The 21937-nt window shown below is 62.9% G+C and carries 22 protein-coding genes and 3 pseudogenes; 13 read left to right on the forward strand and 12 right to left on the reverse strand.

Annotated elements, in window-relative coordinates:
* Nucleotides 1-19: 19 nt before the first annotated feature.
* The 4 genes from AYJ54_RS00235 to AYJ54_RS00250 form a co-directional block, all read right to left on the reverse strand.
* The gene (locus AYJ54_RS00235) at nucleotides 20-1003 is read right to left on the reverse strand and encodes a hypothetical protein (protein ID WP_063695897.1); all 984 of its coding nucleotides are present in this window, start codon (nucleotides 1001-1003) and stop codon (nucleotides 20-22) included.
* Nucleotides 1004-1152: 149 nt separating this feature from the next.
* Nucleotides 1153-1344: a hypothetical protein gene (locus AYJ54_RS00240; protein ID WP_063695898.1), complete on the reverse strand. Its 192-nt coding sequence runs from the start codon at nucleotides 1342-1344 to the stop codon at nucleotides 1153-1155.
* A 200-nt stretch (nucleotides 1345-1544) separates the two neighbouring features.
* Nucleotides 1545-1913, reverse strand: coding sequence for a YidB family protein (locus AYJ54_RS00245; protein WP_063695926.1), 369 nt, complete (start codon nucleotides 1911-1913; stop codon nucleotides 1545-1547).
* Between the two features lie 90 nt (nucleotides 1914-2003).
* On the reverse strand, nucleotides 2004-2666 hold the full coding sequence (locus AYJ54_RS00250; protein WP_063695899.1) for a glutathione S-transferase family protein: 663 nt from the start codon (nucleotides 2664-2666) through the stop codon (nucleotides 2004-2006).
* A gap of 122 nt (nucleotides 2667-2788) precedes the next feature.
* Here AYJ54_RS00250 and AYJ54_RS00255 point away from each other — a divergent pair, with 122 nt between their 5' ends.
* The 3 genes from AYJ54_RS00255 (at nucleotide 2789) to AYJ54_RS00265 (ending at nucleotide 4570) form a co-directional block, all read left to right on the forward strand.
* On the forward strand, nucleotides 2789-3511 hold the full coding sequence (locus AYJ54_RS00255; RefSeq protein ID WP_063695900.1) for a DUF599 domain-containing protein: 723 nt from the start codon (nucleotides 2789-2791) through the stop codon (nucleotides 3509-3511).
* Nucleotides 3512-3900: 389 nt separating this feature from the next.
* Nucleotides 3901-4254 (forward strand): hypothetical protein, encoded by a 354-nt coding sequence (locus AYJ54_RS00260; protein ID WP_063695901.1) that lies wholly within the window; start codon nucleotides 3901-3903, stop codon nucleotides 4252-4254.
* Nucleotides 4255-4375: 121 nt separating this feature from the next.
* Nucleotides 4376-4570, forward strand: a complete 195-nt coding sequence (locus AYJ54_RS00265; RefSeq protein WP_063695902.1) for a hypothetical protein — start codon at nucleotides 4376-4378, stop codon at nucleotides 4568-4570.
* A gap of 48 nt (nucleotides 4571-4618) precedes the next feature.
* Here the strand turns inward: AYJ54_RS00265 and AYJ54_RS00270 are convergent, their stop codons facing one another.
* From AYJ54_RS00270 to mgtE, 4 genes are all read right to left on the reverse strand, one after another.
* Nucleotides 4619-5551, reverse strand: coding sequence for a hypothetical protein (locus AYJ54_RS00270; protein WP_063695903.1), 933 nt, complete (start codon nucleotides 5549-5551; stop codon nucleotides 4619-4621).
* A gap of 49 nt (nucleotides 5552-5600) precedes the next feature.
* Nucleotides 5601-6419, reverse strand: coding sequence for an aldo/keto reductase (locus tag AYJ54_RS00275; RefSeq protein ID WP_063695904.1), 819 nt, complete (start codon nucleotides 6417-6419; stop codon nucleotides 5601-5603).
* Nucleotides 6420-6537: 118 nt separating this feature from the next.
* Nucleotides 6538-6834, reverse strand: a complete 297-nt coding sequence (locus AYJ54_RS00280; protein WP_063695905.1) for a helix-turn-helix domain-containing protein — start codon at nucleotides 6832-6834, stop codon at nucleotides 6538-6540.
* Between the two features lie 71 nt (nucleotides 6835-6905).
* The gene (gene mgtE / locus AYJ54_RS00285; protein ID WP_063695906.1) at nucleotides 6906-8327 is read right to left on the reverse strand and encodes a magnesium transporter; all 1422 of its coding nucleotides are present in this window, start codon (nucleotides 8325-8327) and stop codon (nucleotides 6906-6908) included.
* A gap of 116 nt (nucleotides 8328-8443) precedes the next feature.
* Between mgtE and AYJ54_RS00290 the strand changes: the two genes are divergently transcribed.
* Both AYJ54_RS00290 and AYJ54_RS00295 read left to right on the forward strand, forming a co-directional pair.
* Nucleotides 8444-9217 (forward strand): polysaccharide deacetylase family protein, encoded by a 774-nt coding sequence (locus AYJ54_RS00290; RefSeq protein WP_063695927.1) that lies wholly within the window; start codon nucleotides 8444-8446, stop codon nucleotides 9215-9217.
* Between the two features lie 182 nt (nucleotides 9218-9399).
* The gene (locus tag AYJ54_RS00295; protein WP_063695907.1) at nucleotides 9400-10653 is read left to right on the forward strand and encodes a polysaccharide deacetylase family protein; all 1254 of its coding nucleotides are present in this window, start codon (nucleotides 9400-9402) and stop codon (nucleotides 10651-10653) included.
* A gap of 2 nt (nucleotides 10654-10655) precedes the next feature.
* On the opposite strand, the gene AYJ54_RS00300 is transcribed toward AYJ54_RS00295, so the two are convergent.
* The gene (locus tag AYJ54_RS00300; RefSeq protein WP_063695908.1) at nucleotides 10656-11030 is read right to left on the reverse strand and encodes a hypothetical protein; all 375 of its coding nucleotides are present in this window, start codon (nucleotides 11028-11030) and stop codon (nucleotides 10656-10658) included.
* A gap of 319 nt (nucleotides 11031-11349) precedes the next feature.
* On the opposite strand from AYJ54_RS00300, the gene AYJ54_RS51035 reads away from it, so the two are divergent.
* The 3 genes and pseudogenes from AYJ54_RS51035 to AYJ54_RS00315 all read left to right on the forward strand — a co-directional run bounded on the left by AYJ54_RS51035 (nucleotide 11350) and on the right by AYJ54_RS00315 (nucleotide 13248).
* The gene (locus AYJ54_RS51035; RefSeq protein ID WP_063695909.1) at nucleotides 11350-11607 is read left to right on the forward strand and encodes a hypothetical protein; all 258 of its coding nucleotides are present in this window, start codon (nucleotides 11350-11352) and stop codon (nucleotides 11605-11607) included.
* A 238-nt stretch (nucleotides 11608-11845) separates the two neighbouring features.
* Nucleotides 11846-13050 (forward strand): annotated as a pseudogene (zigA, locus tag AYJ54_RS00310) (zinc metallochaperone GTPase ZigA).
* 12 nt (nucleotides 13051-13062) lie between these two features.
* Nucleotides 13063-13248: a hypothetical protein gene (locus tag AYJ54_RS00315; protein WP_063695910.1), complete on the forward strand. Its 186-nt coding sequence runs from the start codon at nucleotides 13063-13065 to the stop codon at nucleotides 13246-13248.
* Nucleotides 13249-13445: 197 nt separating this feature from the next.
* On the opposite strand, the gene AYJ54_RS00320 is transcribed toward AYJ54_RS00315, so the two are convergent.
* Together AYJ54_RS00320 and AYJ54_RS00325 are read right to left on the reverse strand one after the other, a co-directional pair.
* Nucleotides 13446-13892, reverse strand: a complete 447-nt coding sequence (locus AYJ54_RS00320) for a DUF3237 domain-containing protein (RefSeq protein ID WP_063695911.1) — start codon at nucleotides 13890-13892, stop codon at nucleotides 13446-13448.
* A gap of 305 nt (nucleotides 13893-14197) precedes the next feature.
* Complete coding sequence (locus tag AYJ54_RS00325; protein ID WP_063695912.1) at nucleotides 14198-17590, reverse strand: AAA family ATPase; 3393 nt, start codon at nucleotides 17588-17590, stop codon at nucleotides 14198-14200.
* Between the two features lie 412 nt (nucleotides 17591-18002).
* Here AYJ54_RS00325 and AYJ54_RS00335 point away from each other — a divergent pair, with 412 nt between their 5' ends.
* The 5 genes and pseudogenes from AYJ54_RS00335 (at nucleotide 18003) to AYJ54_RS46425 (ending at nucleotide 20645) form a co-directional block, all read left to right on the forward strand.
* The gene (locus AYJ54_RS00335) at nucleotides 18003-19103 is read left to right on the forward strand and encodes an AraC family transcriptional regulator (protein ID WP_063695914.1); all 1101 of its coding nucleotides are present in this window, start codon (nucleotides 18003-18005) and stop codon (nucleotides 19101-19103) included.
* Between the two features lie 305 nt (nucleotides 19104-19408).
* Nucleotides 19409-19513 carry a hypothetical protein gene (locus tag AYJ54_RS53810; protein WP_430641377.1) on the forward strand — a complete coding sequence of 35 codons (105 nt, stop codon included), beginning with the start codon at nucleotides 19409-19411 and terminating at the stop codon, nucleotides 19511-19513.
* 14 nt (nucleotides 19514-19527) lie between these two features.
* Nucleotides 19528-19776: an IclR family transcriptional regulator domain-containing protein gene (locus tag AYJ54_RS51780; protein ID WP_082905376.1), complete on the forward strand. Its 249-nt coding sequence runs from the start codon at nucleotides 19528-19530 to the stop codon at nucleotides 19774-19776.
* A 400-nt stretch (nucleotides 19777-20176) separates the two neighbouring features.
* Nucleotides 20177-20358 (forward strand): annotated as a pseudogene (locus tag AYJ54_RS51785) (SOS response-associated peptidase); the annotation flags it as partial.
* Nucleotides 20359-20483: 125 nt separating this feature from the next.
* The gene (locus AYJ54_RS46425; RefSeq protein WP_082905377.1) at nucleotides 20484-20645 is read left to right on the forward strand and encodes a DUF2934 domain-containing protein; all 162 of its coding nucleotides are present in this window, start codon (nucleotides 20484-20486) and stop codon (nucleotides 20643-20645) included.
* Nucleotides 20646-21040: 395 nt separating this feature from the next.
* Here the strand turns inward: AYJ54_RS46425 and AYJ54_RS50455 are convergent.
* Nucleotides 21041-21937 (reverse strand): annotated as a pseudogene (locus tag AYJ54_RS50455) (phenylacetate--CoA ligase family protein); the annotation flags it as partial.

Consider the following 21937-nt stretch of genomic DNA (forward strand, 5'->3'; position numbering starts at 1 on the left):
GCGGATTTGAAATGCCGATCTAGTCTTTATCCGCAGCCGCGGGGGCTGGCGCGGCGGGCGGCGGCGCGAGCGGAACCGGCGCGGCGGCCGGAGCGCGCGCGGCCTTCGGCGCCGGCGGCTTCTTCGCAGCCGGTGCGGGTGCCGAAGCCTGTGCCGAGGCCGGGGCACGTGGAGCAGGCGGCGGCGCGGCGTTCGCGGCAGGCGCCTGGCGGGCCCCGCCCGTCGACGGCTCCGGCGCCATGATGCTCACCGCCGGCGTTGACGAGGCGCTCGGGAACTCCGCATTGGTCGGCTTGCCCGTCGGCACCGACGGTGGCAGCGCGGCGAGCGCGGCTGAGGCCGGCATCCCCGGCGCCGCGGGCGTGTTCCAGGTCGGCGCATAGCGCGCGACCAGCGTATCGTAGAGATGGGAATCCATGTTCGCGGCGATCTGCTGCTGATCGGTCAGAGAGCGGAAGGCCGCGCAATCGAACTGCGTGCATCCATTGCGCGCGACCAGCACATGCGCGACGACCCCGTAGCGGTCATGCTCCAGCGCTTTGCGCAGCGCCTTCAGTTCCAGCGTCATGCTGCTTTCGGCAGTCGCGGCATCGCCGAGCGCCGTCAGCCGATCGATCCGCGCTGCGGTGTAGGAGACGGCCGCGGCGGCCGCGTCGGGCGAGCCGAACAGCGCCTTCTCGCAACCCGTAAGCACGGCGTCGCCGGCAAGATCGTCGAGACAGGACAGCGCGGGCAGGCTCGCGGTCACCATGGCCGGCGCGCCGGCTGCGCTCGCACCGCCTCGTCCCGCCGGTTCATAGACGCGCATCGTGGCGGCCGCCGCGATGCCGATGGCAAGCAGCGTGATCACCGTCAACGCGCCGTTGGCGACCGACTTTTCGGCGCGCACGAGCGTGAACAGGAGGATCAAGCCGAAAAAAGCGGCGGCGGCCAGCGTCAGCCACATCGGGAAGGCCGGTGAGCGCCAGCTTTGGTCGAGCGAAGTGGCCCATGCCCAGTTCATGCGCGATGTCCCCTCACGCGAGCAAAGAGCGAATTGTCAAGGCAAGCACCGCGAGTCGGCAACCGCCCCCGCCTCCTTTTCGAGCTGAAGCGGGCCTTTTTGACGGCGGCACGAAACAAACTCGCCGCCAGAGCCGATACGCTGTGCCATCAGCCCAGTGCGAGCTGGCTTTCCTTGGCGACGCGCTCGAAGGCTTCGGTCGAGCTTTTGATCCGGTACTGGCAGTCGTCACCATCCGTCGGCAGCAGGCGGATAACTTCATAGGTGCCGCTGGCAGCCGGGCGCGCGATATTGCTGGCTGTGAAGAATACGCGCGTGCCCACGGGGAATTTGTGCTTCAACACCCTCTCCTACTCAAACAGCGCCTGCCTCGCCCATGGTCCCACTGCGATGGCCGGCCGGAAACCCGGTCCGCTCTATAGCATGCGGCCGGCCTTTTTGGCCAGCGGCGTACCCGCATGGCAAACGTATCATTTTTGCAATGTTTTCAGAGCGATACCGGAAAAGCCGGCTCGCCGATAATACCGGGGAAGCCAGGGCCTCAGGCGGTGTGGGGCAACCTGCCGTCGGGGCTCGCATGATCCACGGCCTTGGGCAGCTCCTGGGCCAGTATCTGGCTGAGCTGGTCGACCGGGATGTTGTAGCGCGCGGCAAGCTGGCGGACGGCGTCGCTGCCGAGCACGGCGCGGAGCTGGTCGGCGCTGATCGGCAGGTTCTGGCCGTTGCCGAGCCAGGACTTCACTTGGTTGCCGAAGCCGGCCTGCTCGAGCTTTGCAACGATCGCGCTGAGGCGGCCCTGGTTGTTGTTGCCAAACACCTCGCCCAGCACGGCCGGCAGCACCGCCGCGCCGAGCTGGCTCAGCGCGCTGCGGAATGCGGGGTTGTTTTCCAGCGAGTCCAGGATTCCCATGGCCGTCCCCTTTCCTTCGACGATCGTCACTCTGCGATTGAGCGCCGCTGGCCGGCAGGCCGTCAAGCGGCACCCAAATCACAATCTTGATTAGTCAGTCTCGAACTTTTCGATGACGAGCGTTTCGGTGAGGCCGTCGCGGGTCCATTCCTGGAACGCCGGCAGCGCCATCATCGTCTCCATGTAGGCTTTCGTGTCCGGCGCGACGTCGATGGCGTAGGTGCGGAAGCGGTGCACGACCGGGGCATACATCGCATCCGCTGCGCCGAAGCGGCCGAACAGGAACGGTCCCTTGGCGCCGTAGCGGTTGCGGCATTCGCGCCAGATCTCCTGGATGCGCGCGATGTTGGCCTTTGCATCCGCCGACAGTGTCACGGGGCGCACCGGCCGATGCAGGTTCATGCCGCATTCGCTGCGCAAGGGCACGAAGCCCGAATGCATCTCGGCGCACACCGAACGGGCATGCGCGCGGGCCGCGACGTCGTCGGGCCACAGCTTCACTTCCGGGTAGCGCTCGGCGATGTATTCGATGATCGCGAGCGAATCCCCCACCGTGATGTCGCCGTCGACCAGCACCGGCACCTTGCCGGCGCGGCTGAAGGAAAGGATGCGCTCCTTGTCCGCGGGATTATCGGTGTAGAGGGGGATGACGGTCTCCACGAACGGGATGTCGTTGGCGCGCAACGCGAGCCAGGGCCGCATCGACCATGACGAGTAGTTCTTGTTGCCGATCGCAAGTTTCAGCGCAGCCATGTGACCAGTCCTTACCTAGAGGCTTCATCGTGCGGGCTGCTTGTAGCGCTTTCGCCTACCGCCAATCAATCGTTGCCGCTTGCGAACATGCATGGCAATCCTCAGGCAAAGAGGGGATCACGATGCACGGATACTGGGTCGACATCACGGCCGTCGGCTTCTTCATCATTGAATGGCTAACATACGCCCTCACGCTGGAGCATTCGGCCTACGGCCGCAACAGCCTGTCGGCGCGCATGAATCGCTACCGCGAGGTCTGGGTCCGCCGCCTGCTCGACCGTGAGACGCGGATGGTCGACATGCAGATCATGGCCTCGCTCCAGAACGGCACCGCCTTCTTCGCCTCCACCAGCCTGTTCGCGCTCGGCGGCGCGCTGGCGCTGCTGCACGCCACCAGCGATGCGATCACCATTTTGAGCAAGCTGCCGATCGACCTCAGCCCCTCGCCCGCGCTGTGGGAATTGAAGTGCGTCGGCCTCGTGCTGATCTGCGTCTACGCCTTCTTCAAGTTCGCCTGGGCCTATCGCCTGTTCAACTATGTCGCGATCCTGTTCGGCGGCATGCCGCCGTCCTCCCAGCGCGACACGGCGGAGGCCGAAGCCCACGTCATCCGCACCTCGCGCGTGTTCGAATCCGCCGGCCGCCACTTCAACCGCGGCCAACGCGCCTTCTTCTTCGCGCTCGGCTATCTCGGCTGGTTCGTCAGCCCCTGGGTGCTGTTCGTGAGCACGGCGGCGGTGGTCATCGTGACATGGCGAAGACAGTTCGCCTCGAGCGCCTGGGCGGCGATGGCGCCGGAGGCGTTGGCGGTGGATGATGAGGCACGGTCTCGAGCATTGATCTAAACTCTCGTGTCCCGGACGCGCTGCAATGCCATCAGCGTTAGGGCGGAGAGCCCGAACCCATTCCGAAAATTTTAAGCAGCTTCAACTCAACGATGAAACCGTGCATTGTATGTTTCTGTTTATGCACCTAGATGCGACTGACGTTCAAAGCTCGTCAAGTCGATCGGCCAGTCAATGTCTGCACTCGTTGATCTCTCGCAATCCCTGTATTCTCTGTTTCCCGATATCGTTCCAGCGGAGCTGCGACCGCCAGGCCAGTCGTAGCTCGTAGGATGGGTAGAGCGGAGCGAAACCCATCGAAATTCTGTCCGACGATGAAGCATGATGGGTTTCGCTCCGCTCTACCCATCCTACGCACTATTCCACGCCAGTGTATTAGAAGGAATCTGATGAAGGACTTCAGTAATTTCCTGACCAGGCTTGGCAACCTCCACGATTGCACAATCACTCTTTTTGAGTGGCGACCAGAGCAGAATTCGATCAGCTTTGAAATTGAAGACCTTTACTTCAATTTTGAGGGCCTGCCCGAATATCCGGGGGCTCAATCGGGGCGGCTTGTGTTGGAAGAGGTCCAACTCGTCAGCATCGATGTGCGCGATCTAGAGCGACCGCTACGAATTGATGATTTCACTGTCGAGGCGAACACGCCATCTGCGGCGGCCGTGTCCGTAACCCTACAGCCAAGAGGAAGGATAAGTATCCGCTGTCAGCGCGCGACCTTCCCCGACGTCGGCTTGCCATAATTCTGCTTCGTTCCACAGCAACGGCATTTTTGGAAGATCATAGGCACTTTCCATTGCAACCTAAGACGACTGGATGGCAGGAGCAGTTATGGAAAGAGACATCGCGATTTGAATCGACGGAATGCTGATCGGTGTGCAAGGCAACCTAGATGGCATTGCTCACTACATGAAAAACAACTTGTCGGACGAGGGGTATTCAAAGCTCGTCAAGTCAATCGGGCAGTCAATATCCGCACTCGTCGATCTCTCGGCGCGCCTGCATTCTTTGTTTCCCGATATCTTCCCAGCGGAGCTGCGACCGCCCGGCCAGCCGTAGAGGCGGAGTTTGATCTTCGTCAGGGCGGCCGCGTCGCGGAGCCGCAGGCTACGACCCGCCAAAATCCCGCGGCGTGAACGGAAGGTCCATCACCTTCCACTCCTGGTACTTGTCGGCCGGCAGCATCTTGTAGGGCTGGCAGGCCTGGAGCGCGCTCATCGCGGACTTCACCAGCAGCGGTCCCTTCGCGGATGGCGGGGCCTCGATCAGGATCGGCGCCCGCGCCAGCGTGCCGTCGGTGGCCATCACCGTGCGCAGCTTGATGCGCACGCTGTCGGTCGGTGCCACCCCGGCCGGCAGCTTGGCGCAGCTCCGCAAGTGCCGGCGAAACTCCGCGATGACTTCAGGTGCAAGCTTGGCCGAATCTGAATCCTTGGCATCGCCGCCGTCGTCCTTGGGGGCGTCCTTCGGCGGCGGCAATTCGGGAGGCAGACCCAGCATGACGCCGTATTTGACGGTGACGTCGGGCTCCGGAGGCAGATAGGCCGGCGTCTCGGCTTGCGGCTGCGGCGGCACGGGTGGCGGTTGCTGCGCCGGTTGGGGTTGCTGTGTCGCTTGCGGTTGCGGCGTCGCCTGCGGTTGCGGCTGCGCGTTGGTCTCGCGCTGCTTCGGCTCCGATGAGGGCTGCGCCTGCGATTGTTGCTGCTGCGGGGGCTGTTGCGGCTCGGGCGAGGCCTGCTGCGCGGGTGACGCTGCCGGCGCCGCCGGCTTGGCCGGTGGCGCGGCCGCCTCGACCTTGTCCTTGAAATCCAGCTTGGGCAGTTGCAGCTCGGGAAGCGGCTCCGGCGTCTTGTCCTTCGCCTCCTCCTTCGCTTCCTGCTCCTTCACCTGCTCCGGTGTGACGATGTCGACGGAGACCGTCTCGGGCGGCGCGGCATGGAACGGATGGACTTCGCTGATCAGGATGATCAGCCCCACCAGCGTCAGATGCGCGATCGCCGACGCTGCAATGTCCGTCCGTATGATCCGCCGCAGTTCCATCGCCCGATCTTGGGTTGCCGCGTTGGTCCTAGCATAACGGAAGCCCCCCTCAATCCCATTTCGGCGCGAAGCCGAAATCGGTCAGGCGGCCCCTGGGATGGGCGAGCCCGGCGATCCGGCTCATCTCGTCGTCCGACAACTCGAAATCGAAGATCTCGATGTTCTCCGACAGGCGCTCGACGCGCGATGTGCGCGGGATCGCAGCGACATTCTGCTGCACCAGCCAGCGCAGGCACACCTGCGCCGGGCTCTTGCGGTGCGCGCGCCCGATCGCGGCGAGCGTCTGGTCCGTCTTGATGCGGCCCTTGGCGATCGGGCTGTAGGCAACGAGCGCAAGGGAGTGCCGGTCGCAGGCCGCCCTCACCTTGGTCTGGTCCAGATAAGGGTGATATTCGACCTGGTTGCACGCGAGCGGCTCGGGCGAGAGCGCAACCGCCTGCTCGACCAGGGCCACCGTGAAGTTGGAGACGCCGATATGCCGCGTCAGGCCCATTTGCTTGGCATGCGACAGCGCCCCCAGCGTCTCCGCCAGCGGCACGTGCGAATTGGGCCAGTGCAGCAGCACGAGGTCCACGGAGGGAAGCCTTAAGCGCGCCAGGCTCTCCTTGACCGAGCGCTCGAGGTCATGGGGCGCGAAATGGTTGGTCCAGACCTTCGTGGTCACGAACACGTCGTCGCGGCGCACGCCGGAGGCGCGTAAGCCATCGCCGACCTCGCGCTCATTCTCGTAGACCTGCGCCGTGTCGATGTGGCGATAGCCGAGCCGCAGCGCCTGCTCGACCACGCGCGCGCAGGTGCGGCCGCTCAACTCCCAGGTCCCGAGCCCGAGCGCCGGGATCTTTGCGCCATTGGCCTCGACGAACAGCATGAGGAATCCTCTCTCACGTTCGCGCCGGCCGCCATTATGGACCCCACCCATGGCACTGCCAACCGACGCGGCGGCAGGCGGACGGGATATCCAGATCAGACTTGATGAGGTCTTGCCGTCAGACCTTGGCAAGCGCCTGGAACACCATGTCCGGCGCATGCGCGATCACCGCAAGCAGTGCCCGGGCAGGTCCGCGCGGGGCGCGCTTGCCCTGCTCCCAGTTGCGGATGGTCTCGACGGGAACGCCGAGCTTGGCGGCGAACTCCATCTGGGTGAGACAGGCGCGGCGGCGCAGGTCACGCACCGCGAGCGGGCCGGCCTCACCCTGCGCAGCCTGGACCGCGGGCTGCACCGGAAACTCCTGCCCGTCCCGCAACTCGACGATCCGTCCGTCCGCCTTCAGCCGCAACCGCATGTTTATCCCCTTAGCGGGGGCATGATGCGCGAGGCCGCTTAAGTTCGGATTAACGATAGCGGCGCGTTTGGCTATTTCAGGCCGAACCAAAGCGTCGCGATGCCGAGGAAGGAGAAGAAGCCGACGACGTCGGTCACGGTTGTGACGAACGTGCCGGACGCCACCGCCGGGTCGGCCCGCACCCGTTCGAGCCCCATAGGGATCAAGATGCCGCCGAGCGCACCGGCGACGAGGTTGCAGATGATCGCAAGCCCGATCACCATGCCGAGGCCCGGGATCTTGAACCAGGCCACCGCCGCGATGCCCGTGATCACGGCGAAGGCGAGACCGTTGACGAGGCCGACCAGACTCTCGCGCATCACCACGCGCCAGGCGTTGGAGGAGCCGAGTTCGCGGGTGGCGAGCGCCCGCACCGCCACCGTCATGGTCTGGGTCGCGGCGTTGCCGCCCTGGCTCGCGACGATCGGCGCGAGCACGGCGAGCGCCACCATCTTCTCGAGCTGGCCCTCGAACAGGCCGAGCACGGAGGATGCAAGGAACGCGGTGGCAAGATTGACCAGGAGCCAGTTGAAGCGGCCGCGCGCGATCGTCAGCACGCTGTCGGACAATTCCTCATCGCTGGTCACGCCGCCGAGCGCCTTGAGGTCCTCGTCCGCCTCCTCCTCGATGACGTCGACGACGTCGTCGACGGTGATGACGCCGACCAGGCGATCCTGGGTGTCGAGCACGGGGGCTGCGACGAGATTGTACTTGCCGAATATGCGCGCCACCTCCTCCTGGTCCTCCAGGACGGAGACGCGGCGGCGATCCTCGTCACAAAGGTCGGCGAGCGGAACGGGGCGGCGCGAGCGCAGCAGCACGTCGAGCGGCACCGCGCCCTGCCAGTGCTGCTCCTTGTCGACCACGTAGATCTCGTAGAAGCGACCGGGCAGATCCGGCGTCTCGCGCATGTAGTCGATCGCCTGTCCGACGGTGAAATCCTGGGGCACGGCGATGAACTCGGTCTGCATCCGCCGTCCGGCGGAATTTTCCGGATAAAGCAGGCTGCGCTCGAGCGCGACGCGCTCGGGCAGTGGCAGCTTCTCCAGGATCTCCTCCTGGTCCGCCTGATCGAGGGTTTCCAGAAGCTCGACCGCGTCGTCGGATTCGAGCTCTCGGACACCCTCGGCGACCGTCTCCGGCGGCAGCTCCTCGAGGATCTCCTCGCGCACGGTCTCGTCGACTTCGTTCAGCGCCGAGAAATCGAAATCGCGCCCCGTGAGTTCGACCAGGCGGACGCGGTTGTCGGGCTCGAGCGCTCCGATCAAATCGCCGAGATCGGCCTCGTGCAGCTCGCCGACGATGGCCCTGAGCAGCGTGCTGTCAGCAGCTTCGATCGCGCGCGCAATCTCCTCGACGAATTCGTGCCGAATTTCGCCGTCTTCATTGCGCATCGGCACGTGGTCGAGTACCGAGGCCGCGGCGGATGGGGCAACGTCCATTTGTTCATCCATGGCGCGCCTCGCCGTTTGACAGGTTGGATCAGCTGGTTTGAGCTATCGGCTCAGGCAATACCCAAAACGCAACTGCAAGCGCAATGACAAAGATGCATCGGCCGAAATGGATCCTGATGTCGGTGGGCGCGATCCTCGCCGCCCTCGTCGGCACCGCCTCGGCCGAGGCCGCCGACTGTCCGCGCAAGGATACGCTCGGCACCTCGCGCGTGCTGAGCGTCGATGCCAGGACCACCCCGCGCGTGGGGCTGAAGAGCTTTCCGCAGACGCTTGCCCTCGCCGATCATGAGGTCGTGCTGACCTTCGATGACGGTCCATATCCGCCGACAACGTCGAAGGTGCTGGCGGCGCTGGCGCAGGAATGCGTGCGCGCCACCTTCTTCCTCATCGGCCTGCACGCCTCCGAACATCCCGAGATGGTGAAGCGGATCGCACGCGAGGGCCACACCATCGGCCACCACACCTGGTCGCATCCGTTCGTGGCGCGGATCCCGTTCGAGAAGGCCAAGTCCGAGATCGACCGCGGGATCGCGGCCGATGAGATGGCGCTGCACCGCACCTCGACGACAACGCCCTCGACGCCGTTCTTCCGCTTCCCCTATTTCGAGTCGACGCCAGCGACGCTCGACCTGCTCCAGGCCCGCGGCATCGTCGTGTTCGGGGCCGATCTCTGGGCCAGCGACTGGAACAAGATAACCCCGGAGCAGGAGCTGAAGCTCGTGACCGAGCGGCTTGCCGCCGCCGGCAAGGGTATCATCCTCTTCCACGACCCGAAGGCGCGCACCGCCGCCATCATGCCGGCCTTCCTGGCGTATCTGCGGGAGAACGGCTACCGTGTCGTTCACGTGGTCCCGGCCAATCCCGCGCAGAAGAGCGCCGATGCGCATTGATGCCGGAATGTCACGCCGGCGCAAAATGGGGTGATGCCGGGCTTATTAAGTCCCTGTTCATGCTAGGCCATGCAATGATGACAGGGGACCCGCGCCTGAACCCTTTCGGGCCGTCTCCGACCAACGTTGGACATGGCGCTCAGGAATTTGGCCGCCAACGGATATGAGGACAGACGGGATTGATGATCGGCAGTAGCGTTGCGTTTCGGACGCGATCGTGGATCGTCCTGTTCTTCGGCGTGCTGACCTGCGCATCGCCGGCGGCCTTCGCGGCCGACTGCCCCGGCCATCCGGACGCGCTCGGCACCTCCCGCACCCTCGTCGTCGATCCGCGCGAGCATCCGCGCATCGGCACCATGCAGTATCGCGAGACGCTGCCCCTGAAGGATCACGAGGTTGTCCTGACCTTCGACGACGGTCCGGTGCCGAAATACTCGAACCAGGTGCTCCAGATCCTGGCCGATGAATGCATCAAGGCAACGTTCTTCACCATCGGCAGCCAGGCCAAGGCAAATCCCGACGGCGTCCGCAAGCTGGTGGCAGCCGGGCACACCGTCGGCACCCACAGCATGAACCATCCGCTGACTTTCGAGAAAATGCCGATCGAGAAGGCCGAGGCCGAGATCAATGGCGGCATCGAGTGGACCTCGGCCGCGATGACCGATCCGACCGTGCTCGCGCCGTTCTTCCGCATTCCCGGCCTGCTGCGCGCCGAGGGCGTCGAGAACTATCTCATCTCCCGCGGCATCCAGGTCTGGAGCGCCGATTTCCCGGCCGACGACTGGCGGCACGTGTCGCCCGATCGCGTCTATCAGCTTGCGATCCAGCGGCTGGAGGCCAAGGGCAAGGGCATCCTGCTCCTGCACGATATCCAGGCCCGCACCGTCGCGGCGCTGCCCAAGATCATCCGCGACCTGAAGGCGCGCGGCTATCGCATAGTGCATGTGGTGCCGGCGACCGCCGACCGGCCGGCAACGCCGACCGAGCCGGTGGAATGGCTGCTGCATCCACCGACCGAGACGACGCCGATCGCGCGCTGGCCGGGCGTTCCGAACTTCGTTTACACGCAGACCCAAACACTGCCGGCACCAAACCTCGCCGATCTCAACGCGCAGGCTGGGCACCAGCCGCTATTGCCGGGCCGGACCAAGGCGCAGGCGAGTGTCGCCGCCACCCTGCCCGTGCCCGGCCGCGATCTGTTCGCAATCCCGGAAGGTTCGCTCGAAGTCTTGCTGTCGACGACGCTGTCCCGGCGCGCTGCAACGCGGATGGCTGCGGCCGAGGCCATCGGGGGCCACAAGGGCAAGACCGCCACAGCATCGTACAAGCGTCAGACCGCGCATGCCGCGCCCGCCACGAAGCGCGCGCCGCAAGCCGCCAAGGGCGCCGCGCCGCATCCGACGCGCCTCGCCAGTCTGAAGAAGCGGCCGCAGTAGACCTACTGCCGAACGATGTTGGCGACGCAGAGCAGCACGATCAGCGCCAGGAAGAACAGGTCCATATAGGACTTCAGCTCGCCATCGCGGCGCAGCCGCGCAACGTCAGCCACGATCTGCTTGCGCGCCGTCGTTCCGCCCGAGCCGTCATTGATCGGCGCTTGCAGGCGCTTGGTCTCGGCCTCCAGCTTCTCGATCTTCTGGAAGAAGTAGAAGGCGCGCAGCGTCGAGGCCGCCCGCATGGCGGTATAGACCAGCACCAGGATCGCCAGGATCGCCCGGTTCGGATACTTCTCCATGAAGTTCAGGCTGAAATAGACCACTGCCAGGAACGCGAAGTTGGTGACGAAGCGGTAGACGAAGCTGAGAAAGACCATGTGGCTCCGGCCTTGAGACGGCGCAAACGGGAAGATTGCGGATTGCGGGATTGCGGTCGCAAGCCGGAACGCCCGGCCTGAATGTTGCCCCGCTGCTTTACGCCAACTTTGTTGCAGGAAGGATAAGATTGCCTGCCCGCAAGTACCCCTTGTCGGAACCAAACGGGCGACGCACGCGAGCCGTGCGCCTTTTGGCCACGCGCGTCATAATGCAAGTGATCGCGGGCCGGCGTTTTGCGCTGCGGGCACGCAACGGCTCAATGGAGATTCGCCGCAAGCCACGATAGACTGCCGCCGCCACCGCACGTGGGGTCTGCCGATGCCGAAGAAGGGAATCACGGGCCACGACGAATGGGTCCTCACCGAGGCGCTCGCGACCGCGCTGGTCGCGCTGGAGCAGCTCGCCCCCAAGCACCAGCCGCGCGCGCATATGGAAGACATCCGGAAAATGCTTTCGAATGGCAAGGAGCCGGCCACGGTGAGCCTGCACCTCGCCCAGGCCAAGTGCCGCCTGTTCCCCGACCTCGATCCGCTGGAGATCTACCGGGAATACGGCATCGGCGAGGAATACGGCTAAGCGCGCCGCCACCCCCGGCGAGCTCCCCCTGCAAACTCCGGCATGTCGTCAGCTCCTGACCAACGCGTCGGGAGCCGACGTCAACCATCTGAAATTTCGACCAAACTCTAAGTGGGACGCAAAGCGCCTTGACAGATGGGCCCCGCAAAGAATGTAATGTTATAACATTACATCTCGGTCCACGTGCCCAATCCCCCGCGTCGCCACCCTATCCCCTTGAAAAGGCTCTTCGATCTTCATGCCAAAACTCCCCGTCACCGTCTTGTCCGGCTTCCTCGGGGCTGGAAAGACCACTTTGCTGAACCACGTCCTGAACAACCGGCACGGCCTGAAGGTGGCGGTGATCGTCAACGACATGAGCGAGGTGAATATCGATGCGGATCTCGTCCGCGATGGCGGCGCGAACCTGTCCCGGACTGATGAGAAGCTCGTCGAAATGACCAACGGCTGCATCTGCTGCACGCTGCGCGACGATCTGTTGAAGGAGGTGCGTGCCCTCGCCGAGAATGGCCGCTTCGAATACCTGCTGATCGAATCCACCGGCATCTCCGAGCCGCTGCCGGTCGCAGCGACCTTCGATTTCCGCTCTGAAGATGGCCATAGCCTGTCCGACGTGGCACGCCTCGACACCATGGTCACCGTGGTCGACGCAGTGAATCTGCTCAAGGACTACTCGTCGACCGATTTTCTGGAGCAACGCGGCGAAGCGCTGGAGAACGACCACCGCACGCTGGTCGACCTGATCGTCGAGCAGATCGAGTTCGCCGATGTGATTGTCCTCAACAAGGTCGACGACGCCTCGCCGGAGCAGCGAGAGGCGGCGCGAAAGATCGTGCGCGCGCTCAACCCGGAAGCGGATCTGATCGAAGCCAACCACAGCCGCGTCGATTTCGATCGCATTCTCGACACCGGCCGCTTCGACTTCGAAAAGGCCCAGCAGCATCCGCTCTGGTACAAGGAGCTTTACGGCTTTGCGGATCATGTGCCGGAAACCGAAGAATATGGCGTGACGAATTTCGTCTATCGCGCGCGCCGGCCGTTCGATCCGGCCAGGTTCGACAAGTTCATCAAGAAGTCCTGGCCCGGCGTCATTCGCGCCAAGGGACATTTCTGGCTGGCGACTGCCCGCAATGGCTCGGCGAGATCAGCCAGGCGGGCTCAATCACGCGCACCCAGGCCCTCGGTTTGTGGTGGGCGAGCGTGCCGGCGGAGCGATGGCCGGACGATCCGTCATGGCGGAAGCGGCTGCGCGCGAGCTGGAACGATATCTATGGCGATCGCCGCCAGGAAATCGTGTTCATCGGCACCGGCATGGATGAGGCTTCGATCCGCGCCCGCCTGGATGCATGCCTCGTCCCGGGAAAACCCGCCATGAATGTCGCGGAATGGGCGAAGCTCGCAGACCCGTTCCCGATCTGGCGGCGCGCGGATGAAGCGACCTAGCGGAGAGCGCGCATGACCAACATCATTCAATTCGTGCCGAAATCAGAGCTCGAGCGCGAGCGCCTGATCCGCGAGGCGCGCGCGATCTACGACAGCATTTTCCCTCCGGTGACCGTGGGCGGCGGGCAAGCGGACGGTGGTCCCGAACAAAGGACGCCGCGCACGGCGGTCACAGAAATCCAGCCAAAACAACAATAGGGCACGTTCGACGTGATGTATCTCTGGGCTTACCCCACTGCCCTCTCGTGGCCAAACAACAGTTTTCCTTGGCGACGAGAGCAACGCTTGGACACGCGATCAAACATGCAGATTAGCGGAACGGCATTCGCTGCGGGTAACAATGCGGGGACAGGAATCGCGATAACAAACGGCAACGCGCACCGACACAGAGGGTCTCAAAAACGGTAAACTCTATATTCGACCATTCCGGCACCAACCCGCCCCTCCGCTGCAAATAGTGTTTGATTCAGCCATGCATAACGCTGGTCGCCAGTCTCGAAGCGTGGCGTGACCCGAAAATATTGATCGCCGTAATCCGTCTGCCCGCCGCTGGCCAAAGCTTGACCGACTTTCTGGTTCAATTCGAGTAGGCCAGGATAGTAGGCGTAGATCGCAGCACCATCCTCGGTCAGAAACTGAACGCGAACGTCGAGCCGCGCAAATCCGTCCCCTCCGACAAGTAGCCAGTCTCCTCCGCCGGTCAGCACTTTGCCCTTAATCCTCTTGCCCTCAATGCTTCCCCCGGCGACCTCGTAGTACCTTCGGACGCCAAATGGTCCCGCTCCAATGTCCAACGGTGCCTTGAGGTTGCCAACGACTGCAAATTCATATTCGAAATGCATTGTAATTTCTCCCTCGCGCAAATCGTCAGAGCCCTCTTGCCATGAGACCGCAGAAAAAAGCTTGCAGGTGACGCTCGCTTATCGACCGCGGCATCACTCCGAGACTTACAACCGCTTTGTTGCAAACGTGTTTCGGCCTCAACGTAATTGGTTACAAATGGAAAAAGCTCGCAATCTAACGCTTGCGACAATGCATTTCCTGATTCCGCAAGGAGCGCGAAATGTCCAATAGCGTAAGCAAAGCCGGTGCCACAACGCGCGGCGAACGGCGGATGTGGCCGACGGCTAGGCTCCGCGTCTGCCCGCTATTGTCCACGCGGCTGCGGTGCGGATGACAGTTCATCGAGCAGGGCTTTCGCGTCGGCCAAGTCCGCCGCATCACACCCTGAGTCAAAGAACCGATAGATGTTCAGCAGGCGGTCATGTGCCTCCGCGTGCCCTCCCTGCTCGGACAAGACACGAGCTAGGCTTGTTGTCGCGCGCAGTTCGAACGATCGCGACCCCTGCTCGCGGGCGACGGCGATCGCCTGCTCGTAATTGGCGACGCCCTCGGCACTTGGTCCGCCGCGGGTAAGGAGATCACCGAACAGCCGATGGATTTCAGGTTCAGCCCATCGCTCACCGGTTTCGCGCGCAATCCGAAGCGCCTCCTCGAACGTGCGATGGGCTAGGTCCGGCTTGTCGTCGGCCGCATAGGCATCGGCGAGGAACGCCAGGCAAATCGGACGGAATATCCGTGAGCCCGTTTGCGCCCAAAGCCGCAGCCCCTCTTGCAGCAGCCCGACCGCATCTGCCGCTCGGCCTGCGCGCGCGGCGCACCAGCCACACAAAAAGTCACCGAGTGCCTGCCAATACGGAAGCTGGCGATCATTGGCGAACTCCGTCAGCTTACCTCCGATCTCTGCCACCTTGTCCACATTGCCCAGCAGCACGTAGGTCATCCCGGCATGCCACAGTGCATAGAGCCTCGACTGATCGTCGTGTTCCAATGCGTGACCTCGTTTCAGCTCACTTTCAGCAGCCTTCTCTGCATCCGCAGGCTGGCCGGACAGCCACAGCGCCCATGATCGATAGGAGTACATCGTCACGCCCACGTCATGGCCGAAGCGCGCGCGCAGGCTCCGCCCGACCGGCGAGGCGGCGCCGTGCTCGTCGGGATCGTAGCGCACAAGCGCCTGATGCAGTGCGTCGCTTGCGTCTGCGATGTACCCGTTGATCAGACGCGACGTTCCGACCAGGCGATACCCGACCATGATCGGGCCCGCTTCGTCTTCGCGCTGGGCAAGCGCCAGGAATTCGTTGGCCTGCTCAAGCATCGCGGCGGGTTGGCCACTGAGGTAGTTATACGCCCACAGCCCATAGAGCGCCGCGAGATGCATCGCCGCATCGCCCACGCGTTTCGAGAACTCGCGCGCCTTGGCGTAGGCCTCACCTACCTGCTGGTCCCCGTAGCCCTTCTGTTCTTGCAGCGTTCGGGCGAGCGCAGTCTGCAGCTTCAGCTCCTCGCGCCGTCGGATGTCATCGTCGGGCAATGCGGAAATCAGCTGCAAAGCCTGGGTGATATGCTCGTACGCCTCCTTCAGCGCGGAGTGCGACAGCGCGCGGTCTCCGGCGGCGGACAAATAGGCGACCGCCTTTGCGACATCGTCCGCCTCGCGGTAATGACGCGCAATCAGCTCGGGCTGGTTCTCGGAGATATCGGCGAAATGACTTTCGAGGGTCTCTGCGATCCTGGCATGAAGCGCACGTCTCGGCTCGCGCAGCAGCGTGCTGTAAGCCGCGTCCCGTACCAGCACATGCTTGAAACAGTAGGTCGGGTACGGCGCGCCACCGCGCTGGAGTAGCAAACCAGCCGAAATGAGACGGTCAAGCGCCGCTTGCAGTTCCGCCTCCGGCTTGCGCACGACTGCCGCCAGCAGGGGATGAGAGAACTCGCGTCCGATCGCCGCCCCGATTTGCGCCAACTCCTTAGCGGGGCCGAGCCGGTCGAGGCGCGCCATCAAGGATGCGTGCAGGCTTGCGGGCACCGCCAGCGCCGGCGAAGGAACCAAGGCGGCGGCCCGCCGTGCTTCGCTTTCGCTCTCTGCCTCCAACACCGCCTTCGTCATCTCTTCCACGAACAGGGGAATGCCGTCCGTACGCTCGATGATATCCTGCCGTATGTCCGCCGGCATCGGCTTGTTTTCAACGATGTGGTCGATGATGGCGCCGACCTCGCGGCGCGCCAGCCGATTGAGACTGAGGGAGGTCACGTGCGGCTTACCTACCCAGCCCGGCTCGAATTCCGGCCGGAAGGTTACGATCAGCAACACGGCTAGTGTTCGAATCCGGTCTACCACCCGCCCCAGCAGTTCCAGGCTGGTGGGGTCGGACCAATGCGCATCCTCGAAGACCATCAGCACCGGACAGGAGCGGGCCAGAGCCTCGATCTGGAGCACAATTGCTTGCAGCGTTCTTTGCCGGCGCTGCTGCGGAGTAAGCTCGGCCTCAGGATAGCGGCGGTCGTTCGGCAGCGACAGCATCGCGGCAAAGAGCGCGGCGTCCTGCGCAGATGTCGAGGTCTGTTGGAGCAACGCATCGAGTTTGTCGAGTTTCGCGCGCGGCGTGTCCTCGCGCGCCAGTCCGGCCGCACGTTCGATCTGGTCGATGATCGGGTAAAGCGCGCTGTCAACGTGTTGTGGGGAACAGGAGTAGCGCAAGCGTATGTGGGGCTCGCCAACAAGAAGTCCCACGAACGCGCTCGTGAGCCGTGATTTCCCAATACCGGCCTCGCCGGAAAGCAGGACGACTTGGCCTTCACCGTCCGCTGCCCTGAAATGGCACCGTCGCAGGAATTCAATTTCTTGTTCGCGCCCGACAAGGGCGGTCAAGCCGGTCGCATGCAGGGCCTCGAAGCGGCTTGCCACGGAACTTGCCCGCAGCACCGCCCACGCCCGCACCGGTCCGGCGATACCCTTGAGGCTCCTCATCCCGAGGTCATCGAACTGGAAGAAACTGCCAAGAAGCCTTCGCGTGCTTTCGGCGATGACGACCGTGTTCGGTTCGGCGATGCTTTGCAGGCGCGCCGCAAGATTCGGCGTCTCGCCTACCATGCCCCGCTCCTCCGACTCACCCGATGGGATCAGGTGCCCGACAACGACCACTCCGGTCGCAATGCCGACCCGGACCTGCTGACGCGCAGGCGTCCTCAACCCAGCAACGACCGTAACCAGATCAAGCCCAGCCCGCACGGCTCGCTCGGCGTCGTCCTCATGGGCGTGCGGATAACCAAAGTACACGAGGACACCATCCCCCACACATCGGGCGACGAACCCGCCGAAGTGGTGCACGGTATCGGCGACGCATTTCTGGTAGGCCGAGATCACCTCTCGCAAGTCCTCCGGGTCCATGCCGGTGGAGAGCGCCGTAGAACCGACGAGATCGGCGAACATCACCGTGACTTGGCGGCGCTCGGCTTCGTCGCGCGGGCTCGGTTCCGACCCAGGCGCAAGCTTTGGCTTGGTGGAGGCGGCTCCGGCAAGGTCGGCAATCGCCCGGAGCAATTTCCGACGATCTCCAACAGGCACGATGCCAAGCTCCTCCTTGAGATCCTTGTCCGTGAGGTCGGGGAGGATCGAAAATTCGATACGGTGTTCGGCAAAGCGGTCCGCATACTCGGACAGTCCGTGCGAAGCCAGCCACTCTTTGACCGACGGCATTGTGCTACGCGTCCCGCTGCGCGAGGTCGTCGATGCAAGCGCGCGTGCATCCAACATCGGGACTTGCAGGCACGCCCGCGAATCCTGAGCGGGCGAATTCGCGCGCCGCGGCCTCAGCAAATCCGGCGGTGCGGGGCTGCCCCAGTGGTTGCAACAGAGGCTTAGGCATCACCACGTCAACCATGCCTGTTACAGGCTCAGTCTCCAAGGCATACAAGACGGCCACCTCCTGATCAGCAGTCATCACACGCCATTCTGGCTCCCCGTCGCCTTGACCCAAATCAATGGGACGCGGACCGCCTTGGAAGAAACAAGGGCGGTATTAGGACGCAGCAAAAGAGAAAATCTTGTGATTGCGAGCCAATGATTTTGGCCATTGGCGCCGTAAGCCAGATGTGGACCATTGGCAAACATGCGCTCAGCCAGGCCCAGAAGTTTCCGTACCATACCGAGCGCCACCGGAGGGATTGCTCGTCTCGCGTGCACCCAACTACGCAAGTTAGGAAAAGACCTGCGGCCTGTTGTGTTGCGGGCCGGGCTGACCGCACAAGAGTTGGACAATCCGACCACGCGCCTTGAGGTGCGCACCCAGATCAAAGTCCTGGAATCGGCAGCGGAAGAACTTCGGGATGACTTTCTCGGGTTTCACTTGGCCTGCGGCTTCGACCTGCGCGAAATTGGTCTGGTCTACTATGTGATGGCATCCTCAGCGCAACTTGCGGACGCTCTGCAAAACTGCGAGCGCTACAGCCGGATTAATAATGAAGGGGTCCGCTTGCATTTCAGCCTGGATCGAGCGGCAACGATCGGTCTCGACTACATAAACGTTGACCGATGGTCGGACCGGCATCACTTGGAGTTTTGGCTGGTTACGCTGGTGCGCCTCTGTCGACAGGTGACCGACCACCGACTTGAGCCGCACAAATTGAAAGTCAGGCATTTTCGCGCTGATCCGCCGGCGGAATTCAAAACCTTTTTCGGCGTTGATGTTGAATTCGGCGCCGATGCCGACGAGATCGTTTTTTCGGCGTCAGTCGCTTCACTTCCGATTGTAGGACGCGACAGCTATCTGAACAAGTTGCTGCGACGATATGCGGAAGAAGCGCTTGCTTCCCGGCCGAAAGAGCGCGCCAGTATGCGTTCGAACGTGGAGCGACTCGTGCCGCAGCTACTTCCACACGGCAGAGCCAGCGCGCCGGAAATCGCGCGCCAGCTTGGGATGAGTTCTCGAACGCTGTCGCGGAAGCTTCGTGATGAGGGGGTTACCTTCGCAGATATGCTGGACGAACTGAGGGCCGCTCTCGCCAAACGCTATCTCAGCGATCGCGCGTTGCCGGTTTCCGAAATTGCGTGGCTGCTGGGCTATCGGGAAATCAGCTCTTTGACAAATGCCTTCAGGCGGTGGACTGGAATGACCCCAAGGCAATTCCGGTCATCCGAGTGCCGTCCCAGCAAAGAGAGCAGACAGCGCGCGAGTTTCAAAAAGGCTGGTCGGCAACGAACAGAATGGTAATCGGCGACGCTGCAAACAGGCAGATCACAACTGCTCTCTAACGGGGCATCAGCGCGAGCGCAGTCTTTGGCGTTTGATTCCGAAATGACCTCACAGCAGGGCGAATTCGGAAGTGCGCACAGACAGCACGGAACGGATACGTTCCGTGCCAAAAATTCGAAATTTTCTTGAGATTTCAAAGCCTAAAGTTGATTTGGTGCGCTCGGAGGGCGGTCGCATTTCTTGCGATTTCAAGGGCTTGTTCGAGCGCCCGATCCGATGTCGAAGTCTTTCCGAACGACGCGCGACGCGAAGCTGGATATCAATTGTTTCAGGTTCAGATCGGCGAAAATCCTTCCGACTGGAAACCCATGCCGTCGGTTGGCCCCGGCGTTCGCGAGATCAGGATACGTCAGGCGTCCGGCGCCTAGCCGAGTACGAGGATATGTCTTTGGCGCGATTACGCGATACGATGGCGCAGGCTCGCCGCGTCGGGCACGTGGCGATGGATGTCGTGAGAGTAGCGGGAGTACGCGCGGTCGGCGTTGCGGTAGCCACGGCAAGCGGTCGGCCGGTTGCAGCCATAAGCATCGCCGCCATCGCCTCCCGTATGACGCCCGATCGCGAAAAGGGACTTGTAAAAATACTCGCCCGGGAGGCGCAAGCGATTGGTGCAGAGCTGAGCCAGCGATAGATCGCAGGCTCATCAACGACTGTCTGGGGGCGGGTCAGCAATTCGCGCATCGCCTGTCGCCAGCGAGGTCAAGAGAAGACCGATTTTTCAGCAAGCACGCCCTCGCCCGCTCTGCCCGCACGCCCCCGATCAGAGTAGAGGTCTGAATCGCGGCAAGCACAGGCCAACCTAAAACGCCCCTGCCCTATTTCAGAACGCCTACTCACGCTGGCCGTCGCAGGATTTTTCTTGATCTCCCGGTGCACACGCGGCCTTCTAATGCATTGAAAAACTTGAACTCTCGCTCCAGTCCATCATGGGCGAGTTTGAGCTAACTACAGCCAAGAAGATCGAGGCCAATCGAGTTTAGTCCGCTTTGCGCCATGAACTGCCCTTCGCAAGATCGAGGCGGTCTCGTTGCTGGGCTATGCTGACGACCGAAGCCAACGCGGTGGTTGAGCCAACCCATCCCAAAGCGATGCCGGTGATCCTGACGACAGCGCGCCGTGGGATGAGGCGAAGGCGCTGCAACGACCGTTGCCGGATGAGGTGCTCAAGATTGTGATGCGCGGCGAGGACAAGGAAGATCGGGCAGCGGCATAGCTGAAAGCAAGGAACAACTCTCCTCAGCCCGAATTGGCTCTTTGGGCCACAAGTAAAATTGGCCCGACGGCCCCGCCCGTCTGTGCCTCGCCAAGGCGGGGATCTGCGCTCTGCGAGAATTCATCATGGCTCGCCCAATAGAAGAGCAGATACGGAAACGCGCGTTCGAACTGTGGGAGCAGGCGGGCAAACCCGAAGGACGCGAAGACGAGTTCTGGCACCAAGCGCAGAGGGAATTGCAGGGCGCAGAGGAGCGCGGTGACCTAAACAAGGGTGCCGACATTTAACTCCGCGTTACGTCAGTGCACCACAGCCTGGCCGGGATAAAAACTTCCGAACTATCGCCTTACTGCGAGCTAGGAACGCGTTCAGATGAGGTTGCCCCGTGCAGCGCCCTGGGATGAGGCGAAGGCGTTGCCGCGGCCGTTGGCGGATGATGTGCTCAAGATCGTGAGCGCGGCACCGACAAGAAGTGTCTTTCAAGAGACCGGCGTGAACGCCGCTGCTCCGCGAATGGCGGACGACGTAGGCCACAGAATGCGCGCGCGGGGCATCGCCAGCCGCTCACCGGATGATCTGATGAGATCATATCCTGCGCGCGTTCACCGCTTCGGGTTCAATGGAAAGATACGGGTGTAGCCGTTTAGCAGCAGCGCGATCTGCCCTAAGCTCTCATGAGTCTTCAAGCGCTCAGAACCAGTGGGATTACGGTGCGGCACTTTCCGGCGGAAGATGGAACTGGCGGTTCGGCGGCCAACTCAACAGACACGTGACCAAGCCCATACTCATTCAACAGCTTGGTCAGTTCGGAATGCACCGCCCGCCAAACCCGGCTTGGGTCAGCGTCGGCTGCGGGATGTAGGCGAACGCGCAATTGTGTTGGCGCAGTCTGCACTATCTGAAACAACTCCACACCGGGTACATGATCGATCTCAAGCGCGAGCGATGGCACTGCGACTTCCTCTCCGCGTTCGGTTGGAAACGTGAGGATGTCGGCAGCTCGGCCCCGTACGCGGATCGCCGGAAGTGGGTTGCCGCAAGGACAAGGATCAGGTCGTTGCAGGATGCGGTCGCCTAGATCGTAGCGGAGGATCGGCTGCACGCGATTGGCGAGGTTGCTCACGAGGACCGTATGCGACTCCTCGCCGGGCGGAACCGGCCGATAGCTCGCGTCGACGGGTTCGAGAATCACCCAATCGCTGTTGACATGATACCAACCGTGTTCACAGCCGATGGCCATGAACAGGCATTCAGTCGCGACGTAAACGGTCCGGACCTTGGCGTGGAATGCCCTTGCGATCCGGTCGTATCCGTCCTGCGAAAGCCCTTCCGAAGTCGGAAGAACCAGCACCGGCTGAATATGTAGGCGACCGGCATCCTGCTCGGCGGCCAATAGTGCCATGACGCTGGCGTATCCGATGAGCAGAGCCGGGCGGTACCGATTGAGTTCGGCGACCAGATTGCGCAACGGCGCCTGCGCCGGAAGGGCCCGTAATCGTCGGGCCGATCGCTTTGTACGGATTGCAGCAAAGCTGGTTGCGCCGATGTAATGGCCGCCCATCGCCAGGACCGACGCCGC

Source organism: Bradyrhizobium centrolobii, from assembly GCF_001641635.1.
Classification (GTDB): Bacteria; Pseudomonadota; Alphaproteobacteria; order Rhizobiales; family Xanthobacteraceae; genus Bradyrhizobium; species Bradyrhizobium centrolobii.